Source organism: Amycolatopsis plumensis, assembly GCF_042652605.1.
Taxonomy (GTDB): Bacteria; Actinomycetota; Actinomycetes; order Mycobacteriales; family Pseudonocardiaceae; genus Amycolatopsis; species Amycolatopsis plumensis.
This window is the reverse complement of record NZ_JBHSJY010000001.1, coordinates 1,582,263-1,607,159: the sequence shown is the minus strand read 5'-3', so window position 1 is coordinate 1,607,159 and position 24,897 is coordinate 1,582,263. Positions and strand designations below refer to the sequence as shown.

Genomic DNA, 24,897 nt, shown 5'->3' with positions numbered 1-24,897 from the left:
ATCATGGGGCGCCCTCGCGCGCTGGTCGCGGTCGTTGCCGGTGCTTTTCTCCTCGCCGGGTGCGGCTCGGGCCCCAGCCAGGTCGGTGCCGCCGCCGTCATCGGTGACCACGCCGTCTCCATCGACCAGGTGCAGGATCTGATCAACAAGGCCGTCCGCGAGCAGCCGTACGCGCAGAAGCTCGCCGGTGAGCACAAGCTCGAAGAGGTCGGCCGGGCCGCCGTCACCCAGCTCGTCCTCCACGAGCTGCTTCTCCAGGCCGCCGAAAAGCAGGGCATCAAGCCCAACTACGGGCAGATCGACGCCCAGCTGGCCAAAGACCCCCTCAACGGTCCGGTCCCCGCCGACGCGAGCAACGAGGCCCAGGCCGTCAGCCAGGTCGTCGCCCGCTCGCGTGACCACCGGGAGTCGCTGACCGACACCTACCTCGCCCAGGCGCTGGCCGAGAAGGCGATCCCGAACCTGGCGGTCACTTTCGACTTCACGACCATCGGCACCTTGCCCGACCCGAACACCGGCTCGACGCTCCAGGGACCCGAAGCGAAGAAGGCGGCCCTCGACCTCGCCCGGCAGTTCGCGGCCAACCCCGCGGCCGCGGCCCAGCGCATCGGCGCCGACGTCCAGTACGAGGCCCAGGCGCGGCAGCAGGCGAAGGCGGCGGGCAACAACGTCGACAGCATCCCGCCGCTCACCGGCCTCGGCGAGGCGGTGCCCGCCGCGCAGGCCGGTGCCCTCGCCTCCACGCCGATCTTCGGCTCGCCGGCCGGGACCGTCACGGCCGTCCCCGACCCGCGCGAGCAGCTGCAGGGCACCTGGCTCGTCGCGGTGGTCCGGCAGCGCACGGACGACCGGCCCGTCGCCACCGAGGAGGTGCCGGAGCTCGACGCCGCCACCAAGACCGCGATCGGCATGCGGCAGCTGCAGCCGCTGTTCGACAAGCTCGGCGTCCGGGTCAACAAGCGGTACGGCGTCTGGGACGTCGTGGGCATGAACGTCGTGCCGAACCAGGATTCCGTCGAGGGCCTCGTGCTGCCCCCGGGTGGGTCCGGCAGCGCCAAGCAGTGAGCACGGGTGTCGTCGTAGTCGTCCGCGGGACGACGCTGCCCGGTGCGGCGCTCAAGATCCTGCGTGAGTCACCCGCCGTCTACGCGGCCACGGACGTCGATCCGGCCGCGTTCGGCGTCCCGGCCGTCACCGAGGCGCCTTCGCTGAAGGACGTCGTGCTGCTCGCCGGCTCCCGGGACGAGCCCGCCGCGTCGCTGCTCATCGCGACCGGCGCGGAAGTCATCGAGACGCCGGTGCCGCCGCTGGTCGAGGCCGCCGAGGTGATGGACCGGCTGCGCTCGCCGGGCGGCTGCCCGTGGGACGCGGTGCAGACGCACGATTCGCTGCGGCAGTACCTGGTCGAGGAGACCTACGAGCTGCTCGACGCCATCGAGGAAGGCGATCGCGAGGCGCTGCGCGAAGAGCTCGGCGACGTCCTGCTGCAGGTGCTCTTCCACGCGCGGGTCGCGGCCGAGGACGCGGACGACCCGTTCGGCATCGACGAGGTCGCCGCGGCGCTCGTCGCGAAGCTGGTCGGCCGGCACCCGCACGTCTTCGCCGACGCCGACGAAGTGCACACCGTCGAGCACCAGAACCTCAAGTGGGAAGAGCTGAAGCAGCGCGAGAAGCAACGTCGCTCCATTGTGGACGGCGTCGCGCTCGGCCAGCCCGCCGTCGCGCTGGCGGGCAAGCTGGGGCAGCGCTCCGGGCGCGCCGGCATCCCGCTCGACCTGTTCCCCGAGGGCACGGGGGCGGCCGCCCAGCTGTTCCGCATCGCGGCCACCGCGCGCCGGGCGGGCGTCGACGCCGAGGGCGAGCTGAGGGCGTTGGCGAAGCAGTTCGCGAAGGACATCCAGGCCGCCGAGCAGGCCGCCCGTGACGCCGGGCTGGAGCCGACGACCCTGGAAGCCGACGGCTGGCGGAAGTTCTGGCCCCCGCGTCCGATGTGACGTAGCACACATTCGGGTGAGAACCGGTTCGGCTCGTTCGGCGTCTTGCCTGGTGTGAGCGCATTGGAGAACGCCGACGAGGAACACCTCGTCCGGCGCACGGCCAAGGGCGACCGCGCGGCGTTCGAGGAGTTCTACCGCCGCACGGCGCCCTGGCTCGCCGTGCGCCTGCGCCGCCGGTGCGCCGACGAGCAGATCGTCGCCGAGGTCATGCAGGAGACGTTCCTGGCCGTCTGGCGGGCGGCGGCGTCCTTCGCGGGGACCGCGGCCGGCGGCAGCGCGGTCGGGTGGGTGTGGACGATCGCCGCGCGCCGGCTGGTCGACGCGTTCCGGCGCCGCGCGCACCACGCCCACCTGCCCCCGGAGGTGGCCCTCGACGCCGCCCCGGTGGCCGCGGCCGAAGACGAACTGCTGGCGGCGACGATCGGCGACGAGGTCGGCACCGCGCTGCGCGACCTCGCCCCGGAGCTGCGGGCGGTGCTGCAGGCGATGGTGCTCGACGGCCTGACCGTTCGGGAAACGGCCGTCCTGCTGGGGTTGCCGGAGGGCACGGTCAAGACCCGCGCGCGCCGGGCGCGGATCGCACTGCGGGAGGCACTGTCATGAACCACGCGCCGGAGCGGCTCATCGCCGCCTATGTGGCGGGCGAAGACCTCCCGGGTGATCAGCTGTGGGGCCTCGAAGCCCATCTCGAGGCGTGCCCGGTGTGCCGGGCGCGGCTCGCCGAGGTGGCGCCGGTGCAGCCGGTGGTGGACGTGGTGTGGAACCGGCTTTCGGTCGAGGTCCTGCTGCCGGCGGGCCCGTTCCACCCGCCGGCCACCCCGCGGCGGCGCAGGCGCCGGGCCCGGTGGCTCGACACCTGGGTCACGCCCGCGATGGCGCCGTGGCTGGCGATGATCGTGGCCGTCACGCTGGTCGCCGTCCTCCTCGACGGCGTCTGGCACGCGGTGCTCGACGTGGCGGCCGTTCAGCTCTTCGCTCCGGTGCTGCCGGTGCTCGGGGTCGCCGCGTCGTGGGCGCGGGGGCTCGATCCGGCCTACGAGGTCGTCACCGCGACGCCGCGGGCCGGCCTCTACCTGATCGTCCGGCGGACGGTGGCGGTGCTCGCCGTCGTCCTGCCGGTGCTGGCGGTCGCCGGGTGGCTGACCGGCACCGCGCCGGCGCTCTGGCTGCTGCCGAGCCTGGCCTTCACCACCGGCACGCTCGCGCTCGGCGGCCTGGTCGGGGTCAGCCGGGCGGCGTACGCGCTGATCGCGGTGTGGGTGGCGGTCGTCGTGCTGCCCACACTCGTCGAGCGGGGCCAGGCGTTTGCGCTCACCACTGGCGCGCTGCCGGTGTGGGCGGGGATCTTCGCGTTGACGACGGTGGTCGTGGTCCTGCACAAGGGCGCGTTCACCCGGCTCGGCGCGCGCACCTAGGGAGGAAGAACATGCGTGCTGTCGGAGCCGCCGAGGTCGCGCCAACGGCCTACGCCTGGGAGATCCGGGCCGAGGGGCTGAAGGTGCGGGTGGGACGGCGGAAACTGGCCGTGGACGGCCTCGATCTGTCGCTCGGCAAGGGGGTGCACGGCCTGCTTGGGCCCAACGGCGCGGGCAAGACGACGCTGATCCGGGCGCTGGCGACGGTGCTCCGGCCGGCGGAGGGCAGGTTGTCGTTGCTCGGTGCGCCGGTCGGGGGGCACACCGGGCAGCGCGGCCTGCGCCGGCGGATCGGCTACCTGCCGCAGAACTTCGGGTTCTACAAGCGGTTCACCGTCCGTGAGTTCGTCGAGTACATCGCCTGGCTCAAGGAGATGTCCAAAGAGGACATCCCGGGTGCGGTGCAGCGCGCGATCGAGCGGGTGGGGCTCGCCGACCGCGCGGACGACCGGATGAAGACCCTGTCGGGCGGCATGGTGCGGCGGGTCGGGATCGCGCAGGCGATCGTCAACGACCCGGACATCCTGCTGCTCGACGAGCCGACCGCCGGGCTCGACCCGGCGCAGCGGGTGCGGTTCCGCGAGCTCGTGCAGGAGGTGGGCCGGGACTCGTGCGTGCTGATCTCGACGCACCTCGTCGAAGACGTGGCGACGGCGTGCTCCGACGTCGTCCTGTTCGCCGAGGGCAAGCTGGTGTTCCAGGGGACGCCGGACGAACTGGCGGCCGCGGGCACCCCCGACCACACGGGTGACAGCCCGATCGAGCGCGGGTATTCGGCGCTGCTCAACCACGAGCAGGGCAAGGGGGCGTGGTGATGATCCTGCGCACCGAACTGCGGCGCTCGATTGCGCCCTGGGCCGGGCTGGCGCTGGTCGCGGTCTTGCTCGGGTTCCTGTTCCTGCTGTCCGGCCCGTGGTGGAAGGCGCCGGCACCGTGGACCGGGCAAACCACGACCACCGCGCTGTGGCTGCGGTTCCTGCTGGTGTTCGGGTGGCCGATCACGACCGGCGCGGGAGCCATCCAGGGCATGCGCGACAGCCGGTCCGGCATGGTCGAGCTGCTGGCCACGACGTCCCGCCCGGGCTGGCACCGGGCCGCGAACCTGGCCGGTGCCGTCGGCGCGTTGAGCGCGCTCGGGTACCTGGTCGTGTTCGGCGTCGGCTTCGCCGAGGTGCTCGGTCACGGCGGGTTCGTCTCCGCGGCCTTCCTGCCGGTGGTGCTCGTCGGCCTGCTCGCCGTGGTGGCGGGCACCTGGCTCGGCCTGGGAATCGGGCGGCTGCTGCCGCACCCGCTGACCGCGCCCGCGCTGGCCGTGGTGGCACTCGCCGGTTCGATCACGGCCTGGACGTCGCTCGCGGGGAACCTGGGGCCCTACAGCCGGTTCGGGTTGCTGGGACCGGCGCTGGGGCAGCCGCGGGGTGCGCTGGTGACGACGGCGGCTTCGGTGGACCTGGGGCAGGCGGTGTGGTTCGCCGGCCTCGCCGTCACCGGATTCCTGTTGCTGGCGGCGAAGTCCGCGCGGGCGCGGCTCCTCGGTCTGCTCCCGGTGGTGGCCGGGGCCGCGATCGCCGTGTCGGTCTTCCCGGCGTCCGCCGGCGGGCTCCTGGCCCCCGACAGCGTCGCCGCCCGGAAGATCTGCGACGGGCCGATCTGCGTCAGCCGGGCGCACGACGACAGGCTGGCCGCGCTGGCCGGGCCGGGCCGCGAGGCGCTGGCGATGCTGGCGAAGGTGCCCGGCGCACCGACCCGGGTCGAGGAGCAGATCGCGCCGAACTCGTTCACCGAACCCGTTCCCCGCGATCCCGGTGTCGTCTACCTGGACTTCCAGCGCAACGACGTCCTGCTCAGGGCGGGTGCCGACGACCTGAAGCTCGCGGTGCTGGCCGGCGCCGGGCTGCCCTCGTGCGACCCGCCGAACCGCGGCAGCCTGACCGACTGGGGCGCCCGGATGATCGGCGCGGCGTACTTCACCGGTGAGCTGAAGCCGTTACCCGAGTTCGGAGCGCGGTGGGTCGTCGTCCAAGACGGCCCGGTCGAGCAGGCGTGGGCGAAGTTCCGCGCCTTGCCGCCGGAGGTCCAGCTCGCCCGGATCGTCGCGCTGCGCGAGGTGCTCTCCACCTGCCGGAGCGACCCGATGGAGGCGCTGGTCCCGGGAGCCATGCGATGAGGTGGGCGGCCCTCTACGCGCGGTCGCGCCAGGTCCCGGCGGCGTTCACGGCTTTGCTGGTGGCGACGGCCGGCCTGTGGTTTCTGGCGCGTGACTCGTGGTCGACGCTGCCGGTCATGCTGACGCTGACCGCGGGCGTCGCGGTGGCGGCGATCGGCCTCAGCGGCCAGGACCCCGACCTCGACCGGGCGGCGGCGCTGCCTTGGCCGATCCGCCGGTTCGCCCACCTGGCGTTGATCGGCCTCGCGGCCGGGGGAGCGGTGCTGGCGGTCCAGGAGCTGGGTACGTCAACGGTGGCGTGGTCGATCATCGCCCGCGACGCGGCGGGCCTCCTGGGCTTGGCGGGCCTCGCGGCCACGGTCGGCGGCGGCCAGTTCGGCTGGACGCTGCCGCTGTTGTGGTGCGCGATCAGCCCGTTCGTCCCGCACGAAGACACCACGGCGAACCGAATCGTGGCGTGGCTGCTGCAACCCCCGGAGACCCCCGCGGCCACCTGGACGGCCGGGGTCCTGGCCGTGGCCGGAGCGGCGGCCTACACCTTCCGGGGCGGCCGCCGTTAGGGCTGTTCCGCAGTCCGGACAGTCGCATGTGGACTTACCTGATCGAGTGATGACATGTGTTCGAATCTCGGTAGCTTGGAGGTATGACCAGCGACGCGACTTTCTGTTCCTCCGAGGCGATGGCTTTTGCCGACCGTATCGGCGAGTTTGTCGCGTGTATGCGGTCGGCCGAGGCGGGGCTTGGGGCGTTGCTGGTGGAGATTGAGCAGCGTGGGGTGATGGAGGTGTTCGGGTATCGCTCTGTCTCTCGATTGCTGGAACATCTGGCCGATATCCCCAAGGCTGCTGCTGAACGGTTGGTGAAGCGCGCCCGTTTGCTGAACCCGGGCCGCAACCTTGATGGCAGTCCCATCCCCGCTTTGGCACCCGCCACCGGAGCCGCTGCCCGCGCTGGGCAGTTGAGCAACCCGATGATCGATGTGATCACGGGTGTGCTCGCTGATGTTCCCTGTGAGCACCGGGAAAGCGCCGAGGCCAACCTGCTGGCTTTTGCCGAGGAAGCCGGGCACAAGCAGGTGGCCGCCCTCGGCGCCCGGATCCTCGCCCACCTCAACCCCGACGGTTCCGAACCCACCGACACCGAACCCGCCGCGCCGACCCGAGAACTGTTCCTGCGGCGCAAGAGATCCGGGGTCTGGGAATTGAGCGGCAGGTTCGATGACGAGACCGGCACCCGCGCCAGCGCTCTGCTGGATGCTCTGGCCGAGCGCCGGACCGGTGATGAGGGCCCGGACTTGCGCACACTGCCCCAGCGCTACGGGGATGCCTTCTCCGACGCGATCGATCTCGCGTTGAATTCTCCGGAGCTGCCGATGCAGGCCGGGGAACGAGCCCACGTCATGGTCGCGGTCTCCCTCGACGACCTGAAGACCGGCGTCGGCACAGCCACCCTCGGCGACACCGGCACCCTCTCGGCCGCCGAAGCCCGGGTACACGCCTGCGACGCCATGATCATCCCCGCAGTCCTCGGCGCGAAGAGCGAACCTCTGAACCTCGGCCGCCTGCGCCGCCTGATTTCCGCTGGGTTGCGGCGGGCGTTGTTCCTGCGGGACCGGGGTTGCGCGTTCCCGGGCTGCCATCGGCCACCCCGGCACTGTCAGGGTCACCACATCCGCCACTGGGCCGACGGCGGCCCCACCGACCTGAGCAATCTGGTGCTGATGTGCGCTCACCACCACCGGTTGCTGCACCGCTCGGGATGGGAAGTCCGCATCGCCGCCGACGGCCTACCGGAATTCCTCCCACCAGAGTTCATCGACCGCCGCCGAAAACCCCGGCGCAACAACCTCCACGAACCACTGCCCTTCGCAGCCTGAGCACGGGAAGGCCCGCAGCTGCAACGGCTGCGGGCCCACACCCTCGTGCCTTCAGACGTTGCGGATGTTCGTCTCCAGCTCCAGCGGCTCCCGGTCCCAATCCTCGACACCGAAGGCCAGGATCCGCTCCGGGTGGATGCGGATCACCGCGTCGTCGAAGTGGTTGTCCGGCAGGTTCACCCCCACCAGGGCCTCGGCCCGCCCGCGGATCTCCAGGCACCGCACCCGCCACGGGTTCGTCGACCGCACGTCGTCGACGACGAACGCCACGCGGTCGTGCGTCGCGATGTTGCGGAACTTCTTGCTGTTGCGCAGGTTGTGCCCGGTGATGTCGATGGTCTTCTCGTCCGGGTTGTAGCGGAAGCCGACCGGGTTGACCTGGAGAGTACTGTTCGGCTGCTGCGTGGCCAGGCGGCCCAGCGGGTAGTCGGTGAGGTAGGCGAGCTCTGCTTCGGTGAACATGCCCGCAGCCTCCAACTTCAAGCTCCCTTGAAGTCAAGCACCAGCGAGGCGAACCTCGCCCCGATCCGGCGGTGGGCCGCCGGGCTCGGGTGGAGGTCGTCCGGCAACGGCAGCTCCGCGAAGTCCTCCGGGCCGTAGAGCGACCGGCCGTCGAGGTAACTCAAGTGCGGGTCCGACGCTTGCCGCTGGGCAGTGATCCGGGCCAGCTCGTCCCGGATGACCTCCAGCGTCAGCTTGCCCGGACCCGGCAGGCCGGTCGCGACGAACCGCACTTCGCCGCGGGCCAGCGCCTCGTGGTCGAAGTCGCCCGGCCCCGGTGTCTGCTCGTGGATCGGGCAATAGAGCGGCGAGACGACCACGAGCGGGGTGTCCGGGTGCCCGTCGCGGATCGTGTCGAGGAACCCGTGCACCGCGGGCCCGAACGCGCGCAGGCGCATCAGGTCCGCGTTGACCACGTTGATCCCCAGCTTGACGCTGATCAGGTCGGCGTGCGTGTCCCGCAGCGCCCGCGCGGTGAACGGGTCGAGCAGTGCTTGGCCGCTGAAGCCGAGGTTCACCAGGTCGACGCCGGCCGCGGTGGCGGCGAGCGCGGGCCACGTCGTCGCGGGGCTCGCCGCGTTCGAGCCCTGGCTGATCGAGCTGCCGTGGTGCAGCCACACCCGGCCGGCGGGCACCGCCTCGACCGGCGCGTCGGCGCGCAGGGCGACGAGCTCGGTGAGCTCGTTGTGCGGCAACCAGATCTGGACGTCCTTGAGCTGCCCGCCGAGCCCCGCGAACCGGACGACCCCGGGAGAACCCGCGGTGAGCGAGGACGCCCCGGTCACCATGTCGACGTCCAGGGTGTTGCCACCGGACACGCTCGCCTGTGCGGTCAGCGCACCGTCGACCAGCAGGTCGTACACGCCGTCCGGCCGCGGCGGAGCGCCGGCGTATACCTGCTTGGTCCGCAGCGTCTCCAGCTCGACGACGTCGGCCCGGGTCCGGAACCGCAGCCGGACGCCCGCGGGCTGCGCCTCGGCCATGGCGAGCCGCGGGTCGCTGTTCTGCGCCCGCGCGCGAGCCGGGAGCCGGTGGGGCACCAGGCCGCGCTCGGTGCGTTCGAGTTCGAGGGCGCCGCGGACGAGCTCCGCGGTCAGGGGGATGTCGATCACGACCGTGGCCAATCACGCAGAAGGGAATCGAGAGCGGCGAGGATGCGCACCCAGCTCTCGGGCGCGGCGGGCGAGCTGTGGTCGAACCCGCCCTGGGTTTCGAGGCTGACGAACCCGTGGAAGACGCTGCCCAGCAGCCGCACGGCGTGGGTCTCGTCCGGCCCGGTCAGGTCGTAGCCGCGCAGGATCGCGCGCATCATCTCGGCGTGCCGGGGACCGGCGCTCGCGGCGGCGGTCTCCGGGTCGAGCCGCAGCTGCGCGGCGGCGTACCGGCCGGGGTGCTCGCGGGCGTAGTCGCGGTAGACGTCGGCGAAGGCGACGAGCGCGTCCCGCCCGGCCCGGCCCGCCAGTGCGGCGGCGGCCCGGTCGGCGAGCTCGTCCAGCGCCAGCAGCGCGACCTTCGTCCGCAGGTCGTGGGCGTTCTTGACGTGCGAATACAGGCTGGCGACCTGGACGCCGAGCCGCCGCGCCAGCTCCGACGGGGTCAGGTGGTCGAAGCCGGCCTCGTCGGCCAGCTCCGCACCGGCCCGCACCACGCGTTCCGTCGTCAATCCCGCCCGAACCATCAGCCTTCTCCCGGTTGCCTAAAGTCAGGCTAGGTCAACCTAAAGGCTTTAGGCAAATCAGGAGAACAGCGCGTCCGCCCAGCTGGACTCGCGGGTCACGCCCGGCGGGATCGCGAAGTGCGCGGAACCGGTGTGCTGGACGTACTCCATCATCGCGTCCTTCGACGACAGCGCCTGCTGCATCGGCACGTACTGCTTGCGGGTGTCGCGGTTGAACGCCAGGAAGAACAGCCCGGCCTCCAAGTGCCCGACGCCGTCGGAACCGTCGACGAAGTTGTACCCCCGCCGCAGGATCCGGATGCCGTTCAACGCCTGGTGCGAGGCGAGCCGGACGTGGGCGTCCTCCGGGATCAGCTTCTCGCCGCCCGCGCCGCCGACGTCGAGGTCCAGCTCGTCGAACTCCGCGGTCTGGCCCAGCGGGGCGCCGGTGCCCTTCGTGCGGCCGATGATCTTCTCCTGGCCGTCGAGGGTCTCGCGGTCCCACGTCTCGATGTGCATCCGGATCCGGCGCGCCACCAGGTACGAGCCGCCGGCCATCCAGGCCTGCCCGTCGCCGGGCTCGGCCCAGACCTGGTCGCGCAGCACGTCGGGTTCCTCGGACTTGATGTTGTTCGTGCCGTCCTTGAAGCCGAACAGGTTCCGGGGCGTCGCCTGCGCCCGCGACGTCGACGAGCTGCGGCCGAAGCCGAGCTGCGACCAGCGGACCTCGGTGACGCCGAAGCCGAGCCGCACCAGGTTGCGGACCGCGTGCACGGCCACCTGCGGGTCGTCCGCGCAGGCCTGGATGCACAGGTCGCCGCCGCTGCGGGCCGGGTCGAGCTTGTCCTTCGGGAACAGCGGCAGGTCGATCAGCTGCGGCGGGCGCTTGCCGGCGAGGCCGAACCGGTCGTCGAACAGCGACGGCCCGAACCCGATGGTCAGCGTCAGGTTCGACGGCGGCAGGTCGAGCGCCTCGCCGGTGTCGCCGGGCGGGGCGTACGCGCCGCTGCCCACCGCGCCGTTCGCGACGACCTCCTGGCCCGCCGTCATCCGGCGGGCCGCGTCGGTCCACGTCTTGAGCAGGGCCCGCAGCTTCTCGCGGTCCTTCGTCGTGACGTCGAGGGCCGCGAAGTGCAGGTTGGCCTGCGCGGGGGTGACGATCCCGGCCTGGTGCTCGCCGTGGAAGTCGACGGTGTTCGTCGACGCCTCGGCGTTGCCGCTCGTCGCCTTGTCGATCCCGATGCCGGCGGCGGCCCCGGCCCCGGCGAGCGCGACACCCGCGCCCGCCAGGCCGAAGAGCTTCCGCCGCGAGACGCGCGTGCCCTCGGTGGACGTCACTTCGACACGACCTCCGCAACCTTGCTCAGCGGTTCGCTCAGCGCGTCGACGGCCGAGGCGAACTCCTTGACCTGGTCCTGGGAAAGCTCGGTGTACAGCTTGAAACCGTCGCCGGCGCGCTGCTTGTCGAGCAGGCCCTGGACGTTCGCGAATTCCTTGTCCAGGGTGGCCACCAGCGCGGGGTCCTTGGCCTGCAGGACCGGCCGCAGCGACGTGATCGCGCCCTTCGAACCGTCCACATTGGCCTGGAAGTCCCAGAGGTCGGTGTGCGAGAAGGCCTCTTCCTCGCCGGTGATCTTGCCGGTCGCGACCTCGTCGAGCAGGCCCTTGGCGCCGTTCGCGAGGTCCAAAGCGGACAGTTCGAGCGTCTTGGTCTTGGCGACCAGATCCTTGACGTCGGTCACGAGCTTGTCGGCGATCTGGGCGCTGTCGGGCTGCAGGCCGGTCTGGAACAGGTCCTTTTCGAGCCGGTGGAAGCCGGTGAACTGCTGGTTGGGCTCGAGGTCGGCCTCGCGGACGTCGATGGCCGGGTCGAGGTCGCCGAACTTCTCGGCGACCGGCTCGATGCGCTCGTAGTAGACGCGGGTGCGCGCGTACGCGGCCTTCGCCTCGTCGACCTTCCCGGCCTTCACGAGGTCGGCGAACTTCGCCGTCTCGTCCTGCAGCGCGGAGGTGTTGTTGGCGATGTAGTCCGCGTAGCTCTTGGTCGCCTGCGCCTTCTGCGCATCTGCGTCGTTCTGCTTCGCGACGCCGCCGGTGACGGTGAAGTCGCCGCGGATGCCGTTGCCGGCCATGCCGGGCTTGCACGCGGTCTGGTACTTGCCGGCGTCGGCGACCTCGACGATCAGCCGTCGGTTCAGCCCGGGCGCGATGTTCTCGACCTCGCCCATGATCCGGTCGCCCTCGGCGTAGAGGTAGAACTCGGTGACCTTGGTGCCCTTGTTGGTGATCTCGAAGGTCAGGTTGCCCGCGTTCGCCGTGGTCGCGGAGACCTCGCACGCGGTGTCGGACGCGGCGACCTTGATCGGGCCGCCGGCCGCCGCGGGCTGGCTCTTGCTGTCGCACGCGGCCAGCGTCACCAGCATGGCGGCACCGGCCAGTACGGCCAGCGAGGGGGTCTTGCGCACGGTCACTCCTTCGAGGCGGCCGCGGCGGCGGGCGCCGGCGCGGTCTTCTTGCTGGGCTTGAGGAAGAGGGGCAGCACGACGGCGACGTAGGCGACCCAGGCGATGGCCTGCAGCACGGTCGTCTGCTGCGAGTAGTTGAAGATGCCCTTCAGCAGCGCGCCGTACCAGGACGTCTCGGGCAGCGTGGCCGAGGCGTCGAAGGCGAGCGTGTCGATGCCGGGGAGGAAGGCGGCTTCCTGCAGGTCGTGGAGGCCGTAGCCGAGCACGCCCGCGGCGACGAAGACCAGCAGGACGCCGGTGATCGTGAAGAACTTGGTCAGGTTGAACCGCACCGCGCCCCGGTAGAGCAGCCAGGCGAGCACGACGGCGGCGGCGATGCCGATGGCGAAGCCGATCAGCGGCTGCACGGTGTCCGACTGCGCGGCCTGGACGGTCGAGTAGAAGAACACCGCGGTCTCGAGCCCTTCGCGGCCGACCGCGAGGAACGACAGCAGCAGCACGGCCGCCGGGCCGACGTTCAGCGCGTCGTCCATCTTCCCGCGCAGCTCGGCCGCGATGCTCTTGGCGGCCTTGCGCATCCAGAAGATCATCGCGGTGACGAACACGACGGCGACGATCGACAGGCTGCCGCCGAGCAGCTCCTGGTGCTCGAAGGACAGCTGGGCGGTCGTGTAGGTGAGGATCGCGCCGACCGCGACCGACAGCAGCACCGCGGCGCCGACGCCCGGCCAGACCCACCGCAGCGCGTGCCGCCGCTCGGTCTTGACGAGGAAGGCCACCAGGATGCTGACGACCAGCGCGGCTTCCAGGCCTTCGCGCAGCCCGATCAGCGCGCTCGAGAACAACACCGGTCCGCCTCCCTGAGTTCTGCTTCCGTGATGGTTTTAGGTAAGGCTCACCTGTAAGTCCAGCGCACGGCTGCCTGCTGGAAACGAGGCAACCGGACAAATGGGACGCAGACTGGAAGTTAGGTTAGGGTAACCGCAGGTCAGGGGCTTGCGCGTCGACTCCATAACGAATTCTGTGATTTCGCAGGCAGCGGGCCCGGGTTTACCCTCCTCTTGCCTGGTCAGTCGTCCGGGGGACCCTCTTGAGTGCGTCCGTAACCTGTTCGAGTGGCCGATACCGCTCAGCCGACCGTCACGCCTCCGTCGTCGCCCCCGGGCGGGCCGCCCCGGCGGTACGTCGGCCGGATCGCCCTCGCGCTGGGGCTCGTGCTCACCGGCGTGATCCTCGTCGTCACCATCGGTGTCGAAAATCCGGACGCGCCGGCCGCGTCTCCGCCGGTCCAGCCGGCGCTGGCCATCCCCGAACAGCGCCCGCAGCCCGGCGCCGAAGCGCCGCGGGCCGGGCTCGCCGCGCCGGTCGACCGGCCGCAGGTGTCCGACCAGGCCGAGCTGGACGCGTGGGCGACCCGCGTCGCGGGCAAGACGCACGTCCCGGCGCGCGTGCTGGCGGCGTACGGGCGCGCGGAGATGTGGATGCAGCGCCAGAAACCGACGTGCCACCTCTCGTGGGCGACGCTCGCGGGCATCGGCCGCGTCGAGAACGAGCGCGGCAAATTCGACCTCGCGGCGATCGGCGCGGACGGCCGGGTGGTGAAGCCGGTGGTCGGCCCGCCGCTGGACGGCTCACCGGGCGTCCCGGCGGTGCACGATTCCGACGGCGGCAAGCTCGACGGCGACAAGTCGTGGGACCACCTGATCGGCCCGATGCAGTTCCTGCCGTCGACGTGGAAGAAGTATCAGGAGCGCGCGAACGGCGACGGCGGCGCTCCGGACCCGCAGAACATCGACGACGCGGCCTTCACGGCGGCCCGGTTCCTGTGTTCCGGCGGCGACGACCTGGGCACCCCGGGGGGTTGGTGGCGGGCGATCCTGTTCTACAACCAGGCCCTGGCGTACGGCCAGGACGTCTTCAGCGCGGCGGACGCCTACGCGGAGGCGAGCGTCAGCCCTTGAGGGTGAGGACGTCGTAGCGGTCGGGCCCGGCGCCCTCGACGAGTTCGCCGACCCGCCGCACGGTCGCGGCGATCGCCGCGTTTTCCCGCGTGGCCGCGCGAAGTGCCGCTTCACCGGTCCAGCGCATCTGGTTGATCACGCGCGTGCCGTCGTGGCTGCGCAGCAGGTGCATCGAGAGGAGACCGGGCAGGCCGGCCGGATCGCCGGCTCCGCGGATGCAGTCGATCAGGGCCTGCTGGTTCTCCGGGCGGACGGTGAAGACGTTGATCGCGAGCAGGCCGTCGCCGGCCGGGATGAGGTGCACGATGGGCTCCTTTCGGCTTGCCGTCGAGGCTAGAGCCGGAAATGTGCCGCAGGTGTAACACTTGACCGATGGCCGCTCACCCTCGCCGCGCGGACGCGCGGGCCAATGACGAACGCATCCTCCGCGCGGCCGCACGGGTGCTGGCCGATGACCCGCGCGCGACGATCCAGCGCATCGCCGACGAAGCCGGGGTCGTCCGGCTGACCGTCTACCGGCGATACCCCGGACGCGACGCGCTGCGCCGGGCGATCTTCGACGTCGCCGCGGTGGAAGCGCGCGAGGCCATCCCGGCGCACCCGGTGGAAGATCCGGTCGCCGGCCTGCGCGTGCTGATCGTCGAGATGGCCGCGATCGCGCGACGGTACCCGCTGCTCGTCGCCGAGCACGACGTCCGGCCGCTCGCGTCGCCGGCGGGACGGGCGCTGCAGCGGGCCGTCCTCGGGCTGGTCCGGCGCGGTCAGGACCTCGGTGTCCTGCGGGCGGATCTCCCGGCCCAGCTGCTTCCGCAGGCCATCGTCGGCACGCTGCGCACCTCCGGCGCGCCCGGCGAGCAGGTCGCGGATCTGCTGCTCGACGGGTTCACAGCTCGCGGTCGGCGACGAACGGCGTGACGGCCATCAGCACGAGCAGCAGCAGCCCGGCGTACGCGCCCAGCGTGGCGAAGATCGACATCGTGGTTCCTCCCGGTTTCGGTCTGGAACCAGCTTCGCCGGGCAAGGGGGTGCGGCACATCGGTCGAGGGGCCCCGCTCGGTCGGCCGAACGGCTGAGGTCACCCGGGCCGTTCGGCCCTGGCCGCCTCAGGGCTCGCGCAACGCGATGTGCGCCTTGACCTCGCTGATCGCCTCGAGGTACTCCGGCACCGGGTTCATCGCCGAGGCCATCCGCATCTGCGCCAGCGCTTCGACGAACCGGCCGAGGCGCTGCAGCGTGCGGCCCAGGATGAACCGCGCGTAGTGGTCCGTCGGATCCAGCTCCAGCACCCGGGTGAACGCCTCTTCGGCGCGCCGCAACTGGGCGGAGTGGAAGTACGCGCGCCCGGCCAGCAGGTGCACCGACGGTTTGTCCGTTTCGGATTCGAGCAGGGGCTGCAGCGCCTTCAGCGCGTCGAGCGGACGACGGCGGCCGACCAGGTCTTCGGCCTGGCGGAAGGCATGGAACCGCGACTCCTCGGGAGGCTGCGAAGCAGCTGCGGCGTCCGTCATGGTCGCTCCCACGTTACCCGTGGAGAGGGGGATGCACACGCCTCCGAACGGGACGTGATGGACTGTGCCGCCATGAGCAGCGGGTACCGGGGCCTGGCGCCCTACCTCTACTACTCCGACGCCACGGCGGCGCTCGCCTGGCTGACCAGGGTCTTCGGCTTCACCGAGGAGGTCCGGTTCTGCGACGGCGCCGGCGAGGTGTTCCAGGCGACGCTGCGCGCGGGCGAGGCGCGGATCCAGCTCGCGGGCGTCGGCCCGGACTATTGGCAGGCCAAGGGCGTCGACGGGCCGGTCGGCCAGCTCAACATCGTCTACGTCGACGACGTGGACGAAACGTACGCGCGGGTCGAGGCCGCCCTGGGTGACGAGTGCGAGCTGGAGCCGCCGCAGGACCAGCCCTACGGTGCCCGGGTGTTCACCGTCGCCGATCTCGGCGGCAACAGCTGGACGTTCTGGCAGCAGACGTCGGAGGTCGTCGAGCTGCCGCCCGGCTGGCAGGAGGTCCGCGCGGGCGGTGAGTCCTCCAACGGGTGAACTCCCGAGACGGCTAGGCTGGGCACGAAACCGCAGGCAGGCACGATTCACCGAGGAGCATGGCGTGGCTCTCATCGAGCAGGTAGGCGCGCGCGAGATTCTGGACTCGCGCGGCAACCCGACCGTCGAGGTGGAGGTGGCTCTCGACGACGGCACCCTGGCGCGGGCCGCGGTCCCGTCGGGGGCGTCGACCGGTGAGCACGAAGCGGTCGAGCTGCGTGACGGCGACACCGGCCGCTACAACGGCAAGGGCGTCGAGCGCGCGGTCGCCGCGGTGCTCGACGAGATCGGGCCGGAGATGGTCGGCATCGAGGCCGTCGACCAGCGGATCGTCGACCAGAAGCTGGTCGACCTCGACGGCACGCCGGCGAAGTCCCGCCTCGGCGCGAACGCCATCCTCGGCGTCTCGCTGGCCGTCGCGAAGGCCGCCGCCGAGTCGGCCGAGCTGGAGCTGTTCCGCTACCTGGGCGGCCCGAACGCGCACGTGCTGCCGGTGCCGATGCTGAACATCCTCAACGGCGGTTCGCACGCGGACAGCAACGTCGACGTGCAGGAGTTCATGATCGCGCCGATCGGCGCGGAGACCTTCCGCGAGGCCCTGCGCTGGGGTACCGAGGTCTACCACTCGCTGAAGTCGGTGCTGAAGGGCCGCGGCCTGGCCACCGGCCTCGGCGACGAGGGCGGCTTCGCGCCGAACCTCGGCAACAACCGCGAGGCGCTCGACCTGATCGTCCAGGCCATCGAGAAGGCCGGGTACACCCCGGGCCGTGACGTCGCGCTGGCCCTCGACGTCGCCGCGACGGAGTTCTTCGCCGACGGCGTGTACACCTTCGAAGGCGCGAAGAAGAGCGCCGAGCAGATGTCGGCCTACTACGCCGAGCTGCTGGCGAACTACCCGCTGGTGTCGATCGAGGACCCGCTGAGCGAGGACGACTGGGACGGCTGGGTCACCCTGACCGCCGACGTCGGCGACAAGGTCCAGATCGTCGGCGACGACCTGTTCGTCACCAACCCGGACCGCCTGGAGGAGGGCATCACCCGCCGCGCCGCCAACGCGCTGCTGGTGAAGGTCAACCAGATCGGCACCCTGTCCGAGACGCTCGACGCGATCTCGCTGGCCACGTCGTTCGGCTACAAGTCGATGATGAGCCACCGCTCGGGCGAGACCGAGGACACGTTCATCGCGGACCTGGCGGTCGCCACCGGCGTCGGCCAGATCAAGACCGGTGCCCCGGCCCGCGGCGAGCGGATCGCCAAGTACAACCAGCTGCTGCGCATCGAGGAGACCCTCGGTGACGCCGCCCGGTACGCCGGCGAGCTGGCCTTCCCGCGGTTCACCGCCGAGGCCTGACGCCGATGGCGGACCGGGGGAGGACACGCGGCCGCCGCGGCGGTGGCGGCGGTTCGGCGCGGGTCGGTGGACCCGCGCGGACCCGCCGCCCCGACGCGGGCCGCGCGGGGAGCCCGGGATCCCGGTCGCCCCGCACGGCGGACGGCAGCGCGGCGGCGCGCCGCCGCGCCGGCGACGCGGAGACCACCCGGGCCCGGCTGCGCCGGGGCCTGGCGGCGAAGCGCGCGTCGGGGGCGGCGAAGGTGCTCGGCATGTCCACCACCCGCCGCGCGGCGGTGGTGGCGATCGTGGTGTGCGCGCTGGCGTTCACCATCGCCGTGCCCCTGCGCACGTACCTCTCCCAGCGGACCGAGGTCCGCGAACAGCAGGCCCAGCAGGCGCAGCTGCAGCAGGAGGTCGCTCAGCTCCAGGGCCGCAAGGCGGAGCTGAGCGACCCGGCGCAGATCGAGGCCGAAGCCCGGCGGCGGCTGCGGTACGTCAAGCCGGGCGAGACGCCGTACATCGTCCAGCTGCCGGAGGACAAGGCCCCGGACGCGGCGCCGCCGCCCGGTCAGCAGCAGGCCGCGGGCAGCTCCTGGTACGAGAACCTCTGGAACCAGGTCTCGGGCGGCTGAGACGCAGTGAATGACTCATTCCTGGCGTCGCACGCAAGGAATGAGTCATTCACTGCGTCCGGAGGCGCCTTGGGGTGCGGGCCGGGTGGCGGGGCCCACGCTCTAACCTTGACCGCGTGAACAGCACGCAGCAGCACCGGTTCGAGCCCGTCACCGACGCCGACCGCGAGATCATCGCGGAGCAGCTCGGACGGCCGCCGCGAGCGCTGCGCGCCATCGCGGCGCGGTGCCCGAGCGGGCACCCGTCCGTGGTGCAGACCAGCCCGCGGCTCGAAAACGGCACGCCGTTCCCGACGCTCTACTACCTCACCTGCCCGAAGCTCAACTCGATGATCGGCACCATCGAGGCGTCCGGGATCATGAAGGAGATGACCGAGCGGCTGACCACCGATCCCGAGCTCGCCGCCCAGTACCAGCGCACGCACGAGCTCTACCTCGCCGAGCGGGACGCCATCGAGCCCCTGGGCCACCAGGTCACCGCCGGGGGCATGCCGGGCCGCGTCAAGTGCCTGCACGTGCACGTCGCCCACTCCCTCGCCGTCGGCCCCGGCGTGAATCCGTTCGGTGACGAGACGCTGGCCCTGCTTAAGGCCAACGGGTGGCCCACGGGGGACTGCGCCGCGTAACACTCGCGCGTTGTGAACAGATAACTGGTCTGGGTGAGCGAAAACCTCGATCGCGTCTCTCGATGGGCTGAAACTCCGCCGCGGGTGCGGCAGGCTGTCTCCCGAGAGTGGTGACCGATCCGGCCAGGAGGGCTCTGAGCATGCGTGTGCGGCGGCTGCCAGACGCAGCCGGGAGCTACGCCCGGAGGTTCGGGATCCGGCACCGCACCGCGTACCCGCTGATCACCGGCATCCTGGCCGTGGTCCCGGCGCTGGTCGCCGGCGGCGGCACCCTCGGCTGGCTCGGCGGGACCGGCGAGCACACCCGCGACGCCGCGCTCGCCCAGGGCTACGACCCCGGGCACGCCGCCCTCCAGCAGATCGCCGTCGACGGCACCCTCCCCGGCGCGCCCAGCCCGCTGCCCCTCCCGGCCTACGAGCTCCCCGACGGGCCGCTCGGCATCCCGGCCACCGCGCTCGCCGCGTACAAGAACGCCGCGGACATCCTCGGCCGCGAGCAGCCCGCGTGCCACATCGACTGGGCGCTGATCGCCAGCATCGGCCGGATCGAGTCCAACCACGCGCGCGGCGGGTACGTCGACGCGAACGGGACCACCCGCGAGCCCATCCTCGGCCCGCAGCTCAACGGCCAGGGCGGGTTCGCCGCGATCCCGGACACCGACCAGGGCCTGCTCGACACGGACCCGGTGTGGGACCGCGCGGTCGGCCCGACCCAGTTCATCCCGGGGACGTGGAAGGGCTACGCCTCCGACGGCAACGGCGACGGCAAGGCCGACCCGAACAACCTCTTCGACGCGGCCCTGGCCACCGGCCGGTACCTGTGCTCCGGCGGGTTCGACCTGGCGAAGCCGGACCAGCTGCGCGGGGCGATCTACCGGTACAACAACTCGGACACGTACGTGAACACGGTGATCCTGTGGGCGGACGCCTACCGCAACGGGATCATGCAGGTGCCGGACAGCACGGTGCCGGTCGGCGCCCCGAACGCGGCGGCCCTGCCCGCGCCGCCGTCGGTCCCGCCCCCGCCGGTCCCGACGACGACGTCCACGGCACCGCCGTCGACCGAGACGTCGGCGCCGCCGGCCACGACCCCGACCACCACCGCGTCGGAAACCTGCACGAAGCCGCCGACGACGACACCCACCACGACCACGGTCATCAGCACGACGACCACCCCGCCGACGACGACCGTGACCGGAGAATCCAGCACGACCCCGCCGACGAAGGCCCCGCCGGATCCCACCTGCGGGCAGGTCGTCACCTCGGTCACGACCACCACCACGACCACGACCGTGGGGACGTCGACACCGGCCGGTTAGGGTGATCGCATGCCTCGTGTTGCCGCGATCGACTGTGGGACCAACTCCATCCGCCTGCTCGTCGCCGAGCTGACCCCGCGCCACGACGGCACGGTCGACCTGCGCGACCTGCACCGCGAGATGCGGATCGTCCGGCTCGGCCAGGGCGTCGACGCCACCGGGCAGCTGGCTCCCGAAGCGATCGAACGCACCCGCGTGGCGCTCGCCGACTACACGATCGCCGCCCGGCGCAAGGGCGTGGAGAAGGTCCGCATGGTCGCCACGTCCGCGACCCGCGACGCGAAGAACCGCGACGAGTTCTTCCGCATGACCCGCGAGACCCTCGGCGTGGAGGCCGAAGTGATCACCGGTGACGAGGAGGCGCGGCTGTCCTTCACCGGCGCGGTGGGCGAGCAGGACCCGGACGACGGCCCGTTCGTGGTGGTCGACGTCGGCGGCGGCTCGACGGAGCTGGTCCTCGGCACCTGGGACGGCCGCCGGGCCGACGTGATCTCGGCGAAGTCCGTCGACATCGGCTGCGTCCGGATCACCGAGCGCGCGCTCAAGAGCGACCCGCCGACGGCGAGCGAGATCGCGACCGCCCGCGACCTGGCCGGCAAGGTGCTGACGGACGCGTTCGACGTCGTCGACGTCGCCCGGGCCCGCACGTGGGTGGGCGTGGCGGGCACGGTGACGACGCTCTCGGCGATCGCGCTCGGGCTGCCGGAGTACGACAGCGACCGCGTGCACCTGTCCAAGCTGAGCACGGCGGACATCGACCGGCTCGCGTCCCGCCTGCTCAGCGAGGACCACGCCACCCGCGCGGCCAACCCGGTGATCCACCCGGGCCGCGTCGACGTGATCGGCGGCGGCGCGGTGGTGGTCCAGACCCTCGCGGAGCAGCTGGCGACCCGCGGCGGCCCGACCGAGCTGGTGGTCAGCGAACACGACATCCTCGACGGCATCGCCCTCTCCCTCGCCTGACCCGTGCGCCCCGGGGCGTCACCCGTGATCAGCGAGGCATCACGCGTGCGCCGAGGGGCATCACGCGTGATTGGCGGGGCATCGCTGGCCGACCGACCGTTCGGGCGCCCGGAAGGGCTTGTGGCGCAACCGAACCGTGGGTGAGCGCGTTATTACCTGCTGTCCGCGCTGGGCCGTCCGGAGTATCCGGATTCCTACGTTGGTTGTGCTCCAACCAGGTGGTCCCGACGACCGTCACACATTTGCAACACCGCAGTCCTGTGATCAGCTTCATAGCCCCCGATAGCGTGCGTCTCACCTTTCGGACACACCGGATATGGAGGGGATCATGCGTCGTTCGCGCAGGCTCTGGGGACCCACGGTGGTGATGACCTCGCTGGCGCTCGCGCTCGCCGCGTGCGGCGGCGGTTCGGGCAGCTCCACGGGGGCCGGCGGAACGGACCCGGACGGCACGGTGAGCGTCTACGGCACCGAACCGCAGAACGCGCTCGTCCCGACCAACATCAACGACCTCGGCGGCACCAAGGCGATCCAGCCGATGTTCGCCACGCTCGTCGGGTTCAAGGGCGCGGACGCGAAGCCCTTCAACCTGATGGCGGACTCGATCACCACGACCGACTCCAAGGTCTACGACATCAAGATCAAGCAGGGCTGGAAGTTCCACGACGGCACCGAGGTGAAGGCGCACAACTTCATCGACGCCTGGAACTACGGCGCCTACGGCCCGAACGGCCAGCTCAACACCGACTTCTTCTCGAACATCCAGGGCTACGCCGAGGTCCACCCCGAGGACGAGAACGCCAAGCCGGCCACCGACAAGATGTCCGGGCTGGTCGAGAAGGGCGACTACGAGTTCCAGGTGACGCTCAACGCACCGTTCTCCGTCTTCGACATCAAGGTCGGCTACCAGGCCTTCGCGCCGCTGCCGGACTCGTTTTTCAAGGACCCCAAGGCCTTCGAGCAGCACCCGATCGGCAACGGCCCGCTGAAGTTCGTCTCGCGGACGCCCAACCAGGACATCAAGCTCACCCGCTTCGACGACTACAAGGGTGACGACAAGGTCAAGTTCAAGAACCTCGACATCAAGATCTACGCCAGCCAGGAGACCGCCTACCAGGACCTGCTGAGCGGGCGGCTCGACTTCATGGAGGCGCTGCCGCCGTCGGCCGTCGCGGGCGGCAAGTACAAGAACGACCTCGGCGACCGGCTGGTCACCGGCCACCTGCTCGGGATCAGCACCATCAACATCCCGTACTACGTGCCCGGCTACAACAACCTCGAGCTGCGCAAGGCCATCTCGATGGCGATCGACCGCGCGCAGATCACCAAGACCGTCATGAACGACACCTACGTGCCGGCCGACGGCTACATCTCGCAGGGCATCCCGGGTGCGCGTCCCGGCGTCTGCCAGTTCTGCAAGTACGACCCGGCGGCGGCCAAGGAGGCCTTCCAGAAGTCGGGCTTCCAGGGCAAGCTGACCATCGCGTCCAACGCCGACGGTGGCCGCAAGGAACCGCTGGTCGCGGCGTGCAACAGCATCAAGAACACACTCGGCGTCGAGTGCGATTTCGTGCCCGCCACCGACTTCGGCCAGTGGCGCAGCATCGTGACCGGCCACAAGCTGACCGGCATGGGCCGGTCGGACTGGTCGGCGGACTACCCGTCCATCGAGGACTTCCTGAACCCGATCTTCAAGACCGGCGGGTCCTCGAACGACTCGACGTACTCCAACCCGCAGGTGGACGCCCTGCTCGGCCAGGCGGACGCCACCGCCGACAAGGACGCCGCGGTCAAGCTGTACCAGCAGGCCGAGGACCTGATCGCGAAGGACCTGCCGACGATCCCGGTGTGGGACGAGAAGGGCGTCGCGGCGAAGTCGAAGAACCTCAAGTCGGCGGCGCTGGACTTCCGCCGCATGCCGGACTACCCGTCCATCGAGGTGCTGAAGAAGTAGCTGCCGCTCCCACCACCACGCCGTCGTGAGTGGTAAGGCGGGTTCTAACCCTCCTTACCACTCACGACGGCCGGCGCGCACTGTGGCGTTCAGAAGCTAGGAACCCTTGATGACCCGCTATGTCCTGCGACGGCTGCTCCAGCTGATCCCGGTGTTCTTCGGCACCACGTTCCTCATCTACGTCCTGGTCTGGGCCGTGCCCGGCGACCCGTTCTCCGGCAAGTGCGGCCAGGCCGCCTGCCCGGCGTCCTACGTCGCCCAGATGACCGAGAAGTTCAACCTGAACGACAACATCTTCGTCCAGTACGTCAAGTACCTCGGCAGCCTGTTCACCGGCGACTGGGGCGAAACCTTCAACGGCACGTCCGTCGGCGAGCTGATCGCCACGTCATACCCGATCACCCTGCGCCTGGCCGTGATCGCGGTGGTCATCGAAGCGGTCATCGGGCTGACCGCCGGCGTGCTGACCGGCCTGCGCGGCAAGGGGTTCCTCGACAACCTCGTGCTCGTCTCGACGACGTTCCTGATCTCGCTGCCGGTGTTCGTCACCGCGATCGTGCTGCAGCTGGCCCTGGGCAGCAACGGCCTCGGCTGGATCGAAGCGAGCGTGTCGGACAACCCGAGCGTCGGCGAGCTCATCGTGCCGGGCATCGCGCTCGGCAGCCTGTCCATGGCCTACGTGGCCAGGCTGGCGCGGACGAGCATCGCCGAGAACCGCCGCGCCGACTACGTCCGGACGGCGATCGCGAAGGGCCAGCCACAGAGCCGGGTCGTGCTCGTCCACCTGCTGCGCAACTCGGTGATCCCGGTACTGACCTTCCTCGGCACCGACCTCGGCGCCCTGATGGGCGGCGCGATCGTCACCGAAGGCGTGTTCAACATCAACGGCCTGGGTGGCCTCATCTTCCGCGGCATCCAGAACCGGGAGAGCGCGACGGTCGTCGGCGTGGTCGTCCTGCTGGTGCTGGTGTACCTGCTGATGAGCCTGGTCGTCGACCTGCTCTACGCCGTTCTCGACCCGAGGATCCGCTATGACTGACCCGAACCTGGTGGGCGGCGGCGGCGCCGACGCGGCGGAATTGTCCCGCGTGGACGACTCCGCCACCGGCCCGCAGAAACCCCGCAGCCTGTGGAGCGACGCCTGGCGCCAGCTGCGGCGCAAGCCCGCGGTGATCGCCTCGGCGGTGATCATCCTGTTCGTCGTGCTGATCGCGATCGCGCCCGGCCTGTTCAGCTCGCGCGACGCGGGCTTCAGCGACCTCGCGCACGCGAACGAGGGCCCGTCCGCCGACGCCTGGTTCGGCTACGACAACCAGGGCCAGGACGTCTACGCCCGCACGATCTACGGCACCCGCGCGTCGGTGCTGGTCGGGCTGTTCTCGACGCTGGTGACCGTGCTCCTCGGCTCGGTGATCGGCATCATCGCCGGCTACTACGGCCGGCTCGTCGACAGCCTGCTCTCGCGCTTCGGCGACATCTTCGCGGGCCTGCCGTTCGTGCTCGGCGCGATCGTCATCCTGACGACGTTCAACGCACCCGGCTCCAACCCCGGCGCGGTCACGATCATCGTCCAGGTGGTCTGCTCGATCGCGGTGCTGAGCTGGCCGGTGGGCATGCGGATCATGCGTTCGGCGACACTGGTGGCCAAGCAGCTCGACTACGTCAAGGCCGCGCGCGGCCTCGGCGCGAGCACCCCGCGGATCATCTTCCGGCACCTGCTGCCGAACACGATCGCGCCGGTGCTGGTGTACGCCACCATCGCGCTCGGCGCGTTCATCGGCGCCGAGGCGACCCTGGCCTACCTCGGCATCGGCGTGCGCGCGCCGGTGATCTCGTGGGGCGTGCTGATCGCCGATTCGCGGGACTACTTCCGCAACGACCCGCACATGCTGCTGTTTCCCGGCGCCTTCGTCACCCTGACCGTGCTGGCCTTCGTGATGCTGGGTGACGGCATCCGCGACGCGCTCGATCCGAAGTCGAGGTAGAACC

27 protein-coding genes are annotated in these 24,897 nt (G+C 71.0%); 19 read left to right on the top strand and 8 right to left on the bottom strand.

Annotated elements, in window-relative coordinates:
* The first annotated feature begins 3 nt into the window (after positions 1-3).
* The 8 genes from ACFPLC_RS07245 to ACFPLC_RS07210 all read left to right on the top strand — a co-directional run bounded on the left by ACFPLC_RS07245 (position 4) and on the right by ACFPLC_RS07210 (position 7,455).
* On the top strand, positions 4-1,065 hold the full coding sequence (locus ACFPLC_RS07245; RefSeq protein ID WP_378195541.1) for a SurA N-terminal domain-containing protein: 1,062 nt from the start codon (positions 4-6) through the stop codon (positions 1,063-1,065).
* Positions 1,062-1,994 carry a nucleoside triphosphate pyrophosphohydrolase gene (locus ACFPLC_RS07240; protein ID WP_378195537.1) on the top strand — a complete coding sequence of 311 codons (933 nt, stop codon included), beginning with the start codon at positions 1,062-1,064 and terminating at the stop codon, positions 1,992-1,994. The genes ACFPLC_RS07245 and ACFPLC_RS07240 overlap by 4 nt, the downstream gene beginning before the upstream one ends.
* A 54-nt stretch (positions 1,995-2,048) precedes the next feature.
* A complete protein-coding gene (locus ACFPLC_RS07235; protein ID WP_378195534.1) occupies positions 2,049-2,600 on the top strand; it encodes an RNA polymerase sigma factor in 552 nt (183 codons plus the stop codon).
* The gene (locus ACFPLC_RS07230; RefSeq protein WP_378195531.1) at positions 2,597-3,412 is read left to right on the top strand and encodes a zf-HC2 domain-containing protein; all 816 of its coding nucleotides are present in this window, start codon (positions 2,597-2,599) and stop codon (positions 3,410-3,412) included. The genes ACFPLC_RS07235 and ACFPLC_RS07230 overlap by 4 nt, the downstream gene beginning before the upstream one ends.
* Positions 3,413-3,423: 11 nt before the next feature.
* Positions 3,424-4,227, top strand: coding sequence for an ABC transporter ATP-binding protein (locus ACFPLC_RS07225; RefSeq protein WP_378195528.1), 804 nt, complete (start codon positions 3,424-3,426; stop codon positions 4,225-4,227).
* Positions 4,227-5,579, top strand: a complete 1,353-nt coding sequence (locus ACFPLC_RS07220; protein WP_378195525.1) for a hypothetical protein — start codon at positions 4,227-4,229, stop codon at positions 5,577-5,579. The genes ACFPLC_RS07225 and ACFPLC_RS07220 overlap by 1 nt, the downstream gene beginning before the upstream one ends.
* On the top strand, positions 5,576-6,139 hold the full coding sequence (locus ACFPLC_RS07215) for a hypothetical protein (RefSeq protein WP_378195524.1): 564 nt from the start codon (positions 5,576-5,578) through the stop codon (positions 6,137-6,139). The genes ACFPLC_RS07220 and ACFPLC_RS07215 overlap by 4 nt, the downstream gene beginning before the upstream one ends.
* An 83-nt stretch (positions 6,140-6,222) precedes the next feature.
* Positions 6,223-7,455 carry an HNH endonuclease signature motif containing protein gene (locus ACFPLC_RS07210; RefSeq protein WP_378195521.1) on the top strand — a complete coding sequence of 411 codons (1,233 nt, stop codon included), beginning with the start codon at positions 6,223-6,225 and terminating at the stop codon, positions 7,453-7,455.
* Between the two features lie 51 nt (positions 7,456-7,506).
* On the opposite strand, the gene ACFPLC_RS07205 is transcribed toward ACFPLC_RS07210, so the two are convergent.
* Genes ACFPLC_RS07205 through efeU form a run of 6 tightly spaced genes read right to left on the bottom strand, consistent with a single transcriptional unit; the run spans position 7,507 to position 12,926 of the window.
* The gene (locus ACFPLC_RS07205; RefSeq protein WP_378195518.1) at positions 7,507-7,917 is read right to left on the bottom strand and encodes a PPOX class F420-dependent oxidoreductase; all 411 of its coding nucleotides are present in this window, start codon (positions 7,915-7,917) and stop codon (positions 7,507-7,509) included.
* Between the two features lie 17 nt (positions 7,918-7,934).
* The gene (locus ACFPLC_RS07200) at positions 7,935-9,068 is read right to left on the bottom strand and encodes a GDSL-type esterase/lipase family protein (RefSeq protein WP_378195515.1); all 1,134 of its coding nucleotides are present in this window, start codon (positions 9,066-9,068) and stop codon (positions 7,935-7,937) included.
* Positions 9,065-9,634 (bottom strand): TetR/AcrR family transcriptional regulator, encoded by a 570-nt coding sequence (locus ACFPLC_RS07195; protein ID WP_378195512.1) that lies wholly within the window; start codon positions 9,632-9,634, stop codon positions 9,065-9,067. The genes ACFPLC_RS07200 and ACFPLC_RS07195 overlap by 4 nt, the downstream gene beginning before the upstream one ends.
* 57 nt (positions 9,635-9,691) lie before the next feature.
* Entirely contained in the window at positions 9,692-10,951 is a 1,260-nt protein-coding gene (efeB, locus tag ACFPLC_RS07190; protein ID WP_378195509.1) for an iron uptake transporter deferrochelatase/peroxidase subunit, read from the bottom strand.
* Positions 10,948-12,084 (bottom strand): iron uptake system protein EfeO, encoded by a 1,137-nt coding sequence (gene efeO, locus ACFPLC_RS07185; protein ID WP_378195506.1) that lies wholly within the window; start codon positions 12,082-12,084, stop codon positions 10,948-10,950. Before efeO ends, efeB begins: the two co-directional genes overlap by 4 nt.
* Positions 12,081-12,926, bottom strand: a complete 846-nt coding sequence (efeU, locus tag ACFPLC_RS07180) for an iron uptake transporter permease EfeU (protein ID WP_378195503.1) — start codon at positions 12,924-12,926, stop codon at positions 12,081-12,083. The genes efeO and efeU overlap by 4 nt, the downstream gene beginning before the upstream one ends.
* 366 nt (positions 12,927-13,292) lie before the next feature.
* Here efeU and ACFPLC_RS07175 point away from each other — a divergent pair, with 366 nt between their 5' ends.
* Positions 13,293-14,039, top strand: a complete 747-nt coding sequence (locus tag ACFPLC_RS07175; protein ID WP_378195979.1) for a lysozyme family protein — start codon at positions 13,293-13,295, stop codon at positions 14,037-14,039.
* Here ACFPLC_RS07175 and ACFPLC_RS07170 read toward each other — a convergent pair.
* Complete coding sequence (locus ACFPLC_RS07170; RefSeq protein WP_378195499.1) at positions 14,029-14,343, bottom strand: antibiotic biosynthesis monooxygenase family protein; 315 nt, start codon at positions 14,341-14,343, stop codon at positions 14,029-14,031. The two genes, ACFPLC_RS07175 and ACFPLC_RS07170, sit on opposite strands and share 11 nt — an antisense overlap.
* A 68-nt stretch (positions 14,344-14,411) precedes the next feature.
* Between ACFPLC_RS07170 and ACFPLC_RS07165 the strand changes: the two genes are divergently transcribed.
* A complete protein-coding gene (locus tag ACFPLC_RS07165; protein ID WP_378195496.1) occupies positions 14,412-14,954 on the top strand; it encodes a TetR/AcrR family transcriptional regulator in 543 nt (180 codons plus the stop codon).
* Positions 14,955-15,142: 188 nt separating this feature from the next.
* Here the strand turns inward: ACFPLC_RS07165 and ACFPLC_RS07160 are convergent, their stop codons facing one another.
* Positions 15,143-15,547, bottom strand: coding sequence for a tetratricopeptide repeat protein (locus tag ACFPLC_RS07160; RefSeq protein WP_091318052.1), 405 nt, complete (start codon positions 15,545-15,547; stop codon positions 15,143-15,145).
* A 72-nt stretch (positions 15,548-15,619) separates the two neighbouring features.
* Here ACFPLC_RS07160 and ACFPLC_RS07155 point away from each other — a divergent pair, with 72 nt between their 5' ends.
* The 9 genes from ACFPLC_RS07155 to ACFPLC_RS07115 all read left to right on the top strand — a co-directional run bounded on the left by ACFPLC_RS07155 (position 15,620) and on the right by ACFPLC_RS07115 (position 24,893).
* Positions 15,620-16,081 carry a VOC family protein gene (locus ACFPLC_RS07155; RefSeq protein WP_191307265.1) on the top strand — a complete coding sequence of 154 codons (462 nt, stop codon included), beginning with the start codon at positions 15,620-15,622 and terminating at the stop codon, positions 16,079-16,081.
* A 64-nt stretch (positions 16,082-16,145) separates the two neighbouring features.
* Positions 16,146-17,432: a phosphopyruvate hydratase gene (eno, locus tag ACFPLC_RS07150; protein ID WP_378195493.1), complete on the top strand. Its 1,287-nt coding sequence runs from the start codon at positions 16,146-16,148 to the stop codon at positions 17,430-17,432.
* Between the two features lie 251 nt (positions 17,433-17,683).
* Positions 17,684-18,046 carry an FtsB family cell division protein gene (locus ACFPLC_RS07145; protein WP_191316124.1) on the top strand — a complete coding sequence of 121 codons (363 nt, stop codon included), beginning with the start codon at positions 17,684-17,686 and terminating at the stop codon, positions 18,044-18,046.
* A gap of 116 nt (positions 18,047-18,162) precedes the next feature.
* Complete coding sequence (locus ACFPLC_RS07140) at positions 18,163-18,672, top strand: DUF501 domain-containing protein (RefSeq protein ID WP_378202987.1); 510 nt, start codon at positions 18,163-18,165, stop codon at positions 18,670-18,672.
* Between the two features lie 140 nt (positions 18,673-18,812).
* Positions 18,813-19,991, top strand: a complete 1,179-nt coding sequence (locus ACFPLC_RS07135) for a lytic transglycosylase domain-containing protein (protein ID WP_378202990.1) — start codon at positions 18,813-18,815, stop codon at positions 19,989-19,991.
* A gap of 9 nt (positions 19,992-20,000) precedes the next feature.
* The gene (locus ACFPLC_RS07130; protein WP_378202993.1) at positions 20,001-20,954 is read left to right on the top strand and encodes a Ppx/GppA phosphatase family protein; all 954 of its coding nucleotides are present in this window, start codon (positions 20,001-20,003) and stop codon (positions 20,952-20,954) included.
* A gap of 328 nt (positions 20,955-21,282) precedes the next feature.
* On the top strand, positions 21,283-22,908 hold the full coding sequence (locus ACFPLC_RS07125; RefSeq protein ID WP_378202996.1) for a peptide ABC transporter substrate-binding protein: 1,626 nt from the start codon (positions 21,283-21,285) through the stop codon (positions 22,906-22,908).
* Positions 22,909-23,017: 109 nt separating this feature from the next.
* A complete protein-coding gene (locus ACFPLC_RS07120) occupies positions 23,018-23,947 on the top strand; it encodes an ABC transporter permease (RefSeq protein WP_191316116.1) in 930 nt (309 codons plus the stop codon).
* Positions 23,940-24,893 carry an ABC transporter permease gene (locus ACFPLC_RS07115; RefSeq protein ID WP_378202999.1) on the top strand — a complete coding sequence of 318 codons (954 nt, stop codon included), beginning with the start codon at positions 23,940-23,942 and terminating at the stop codon, positions 24,891-24,893. Before ACFPLC_RS07120 ends, ACFPLC_RS07115 begins: the two co-directional genes overlap by 8 nt.
* Positions 24,894-24,897 lie beyond the last annotated feature (4 nt).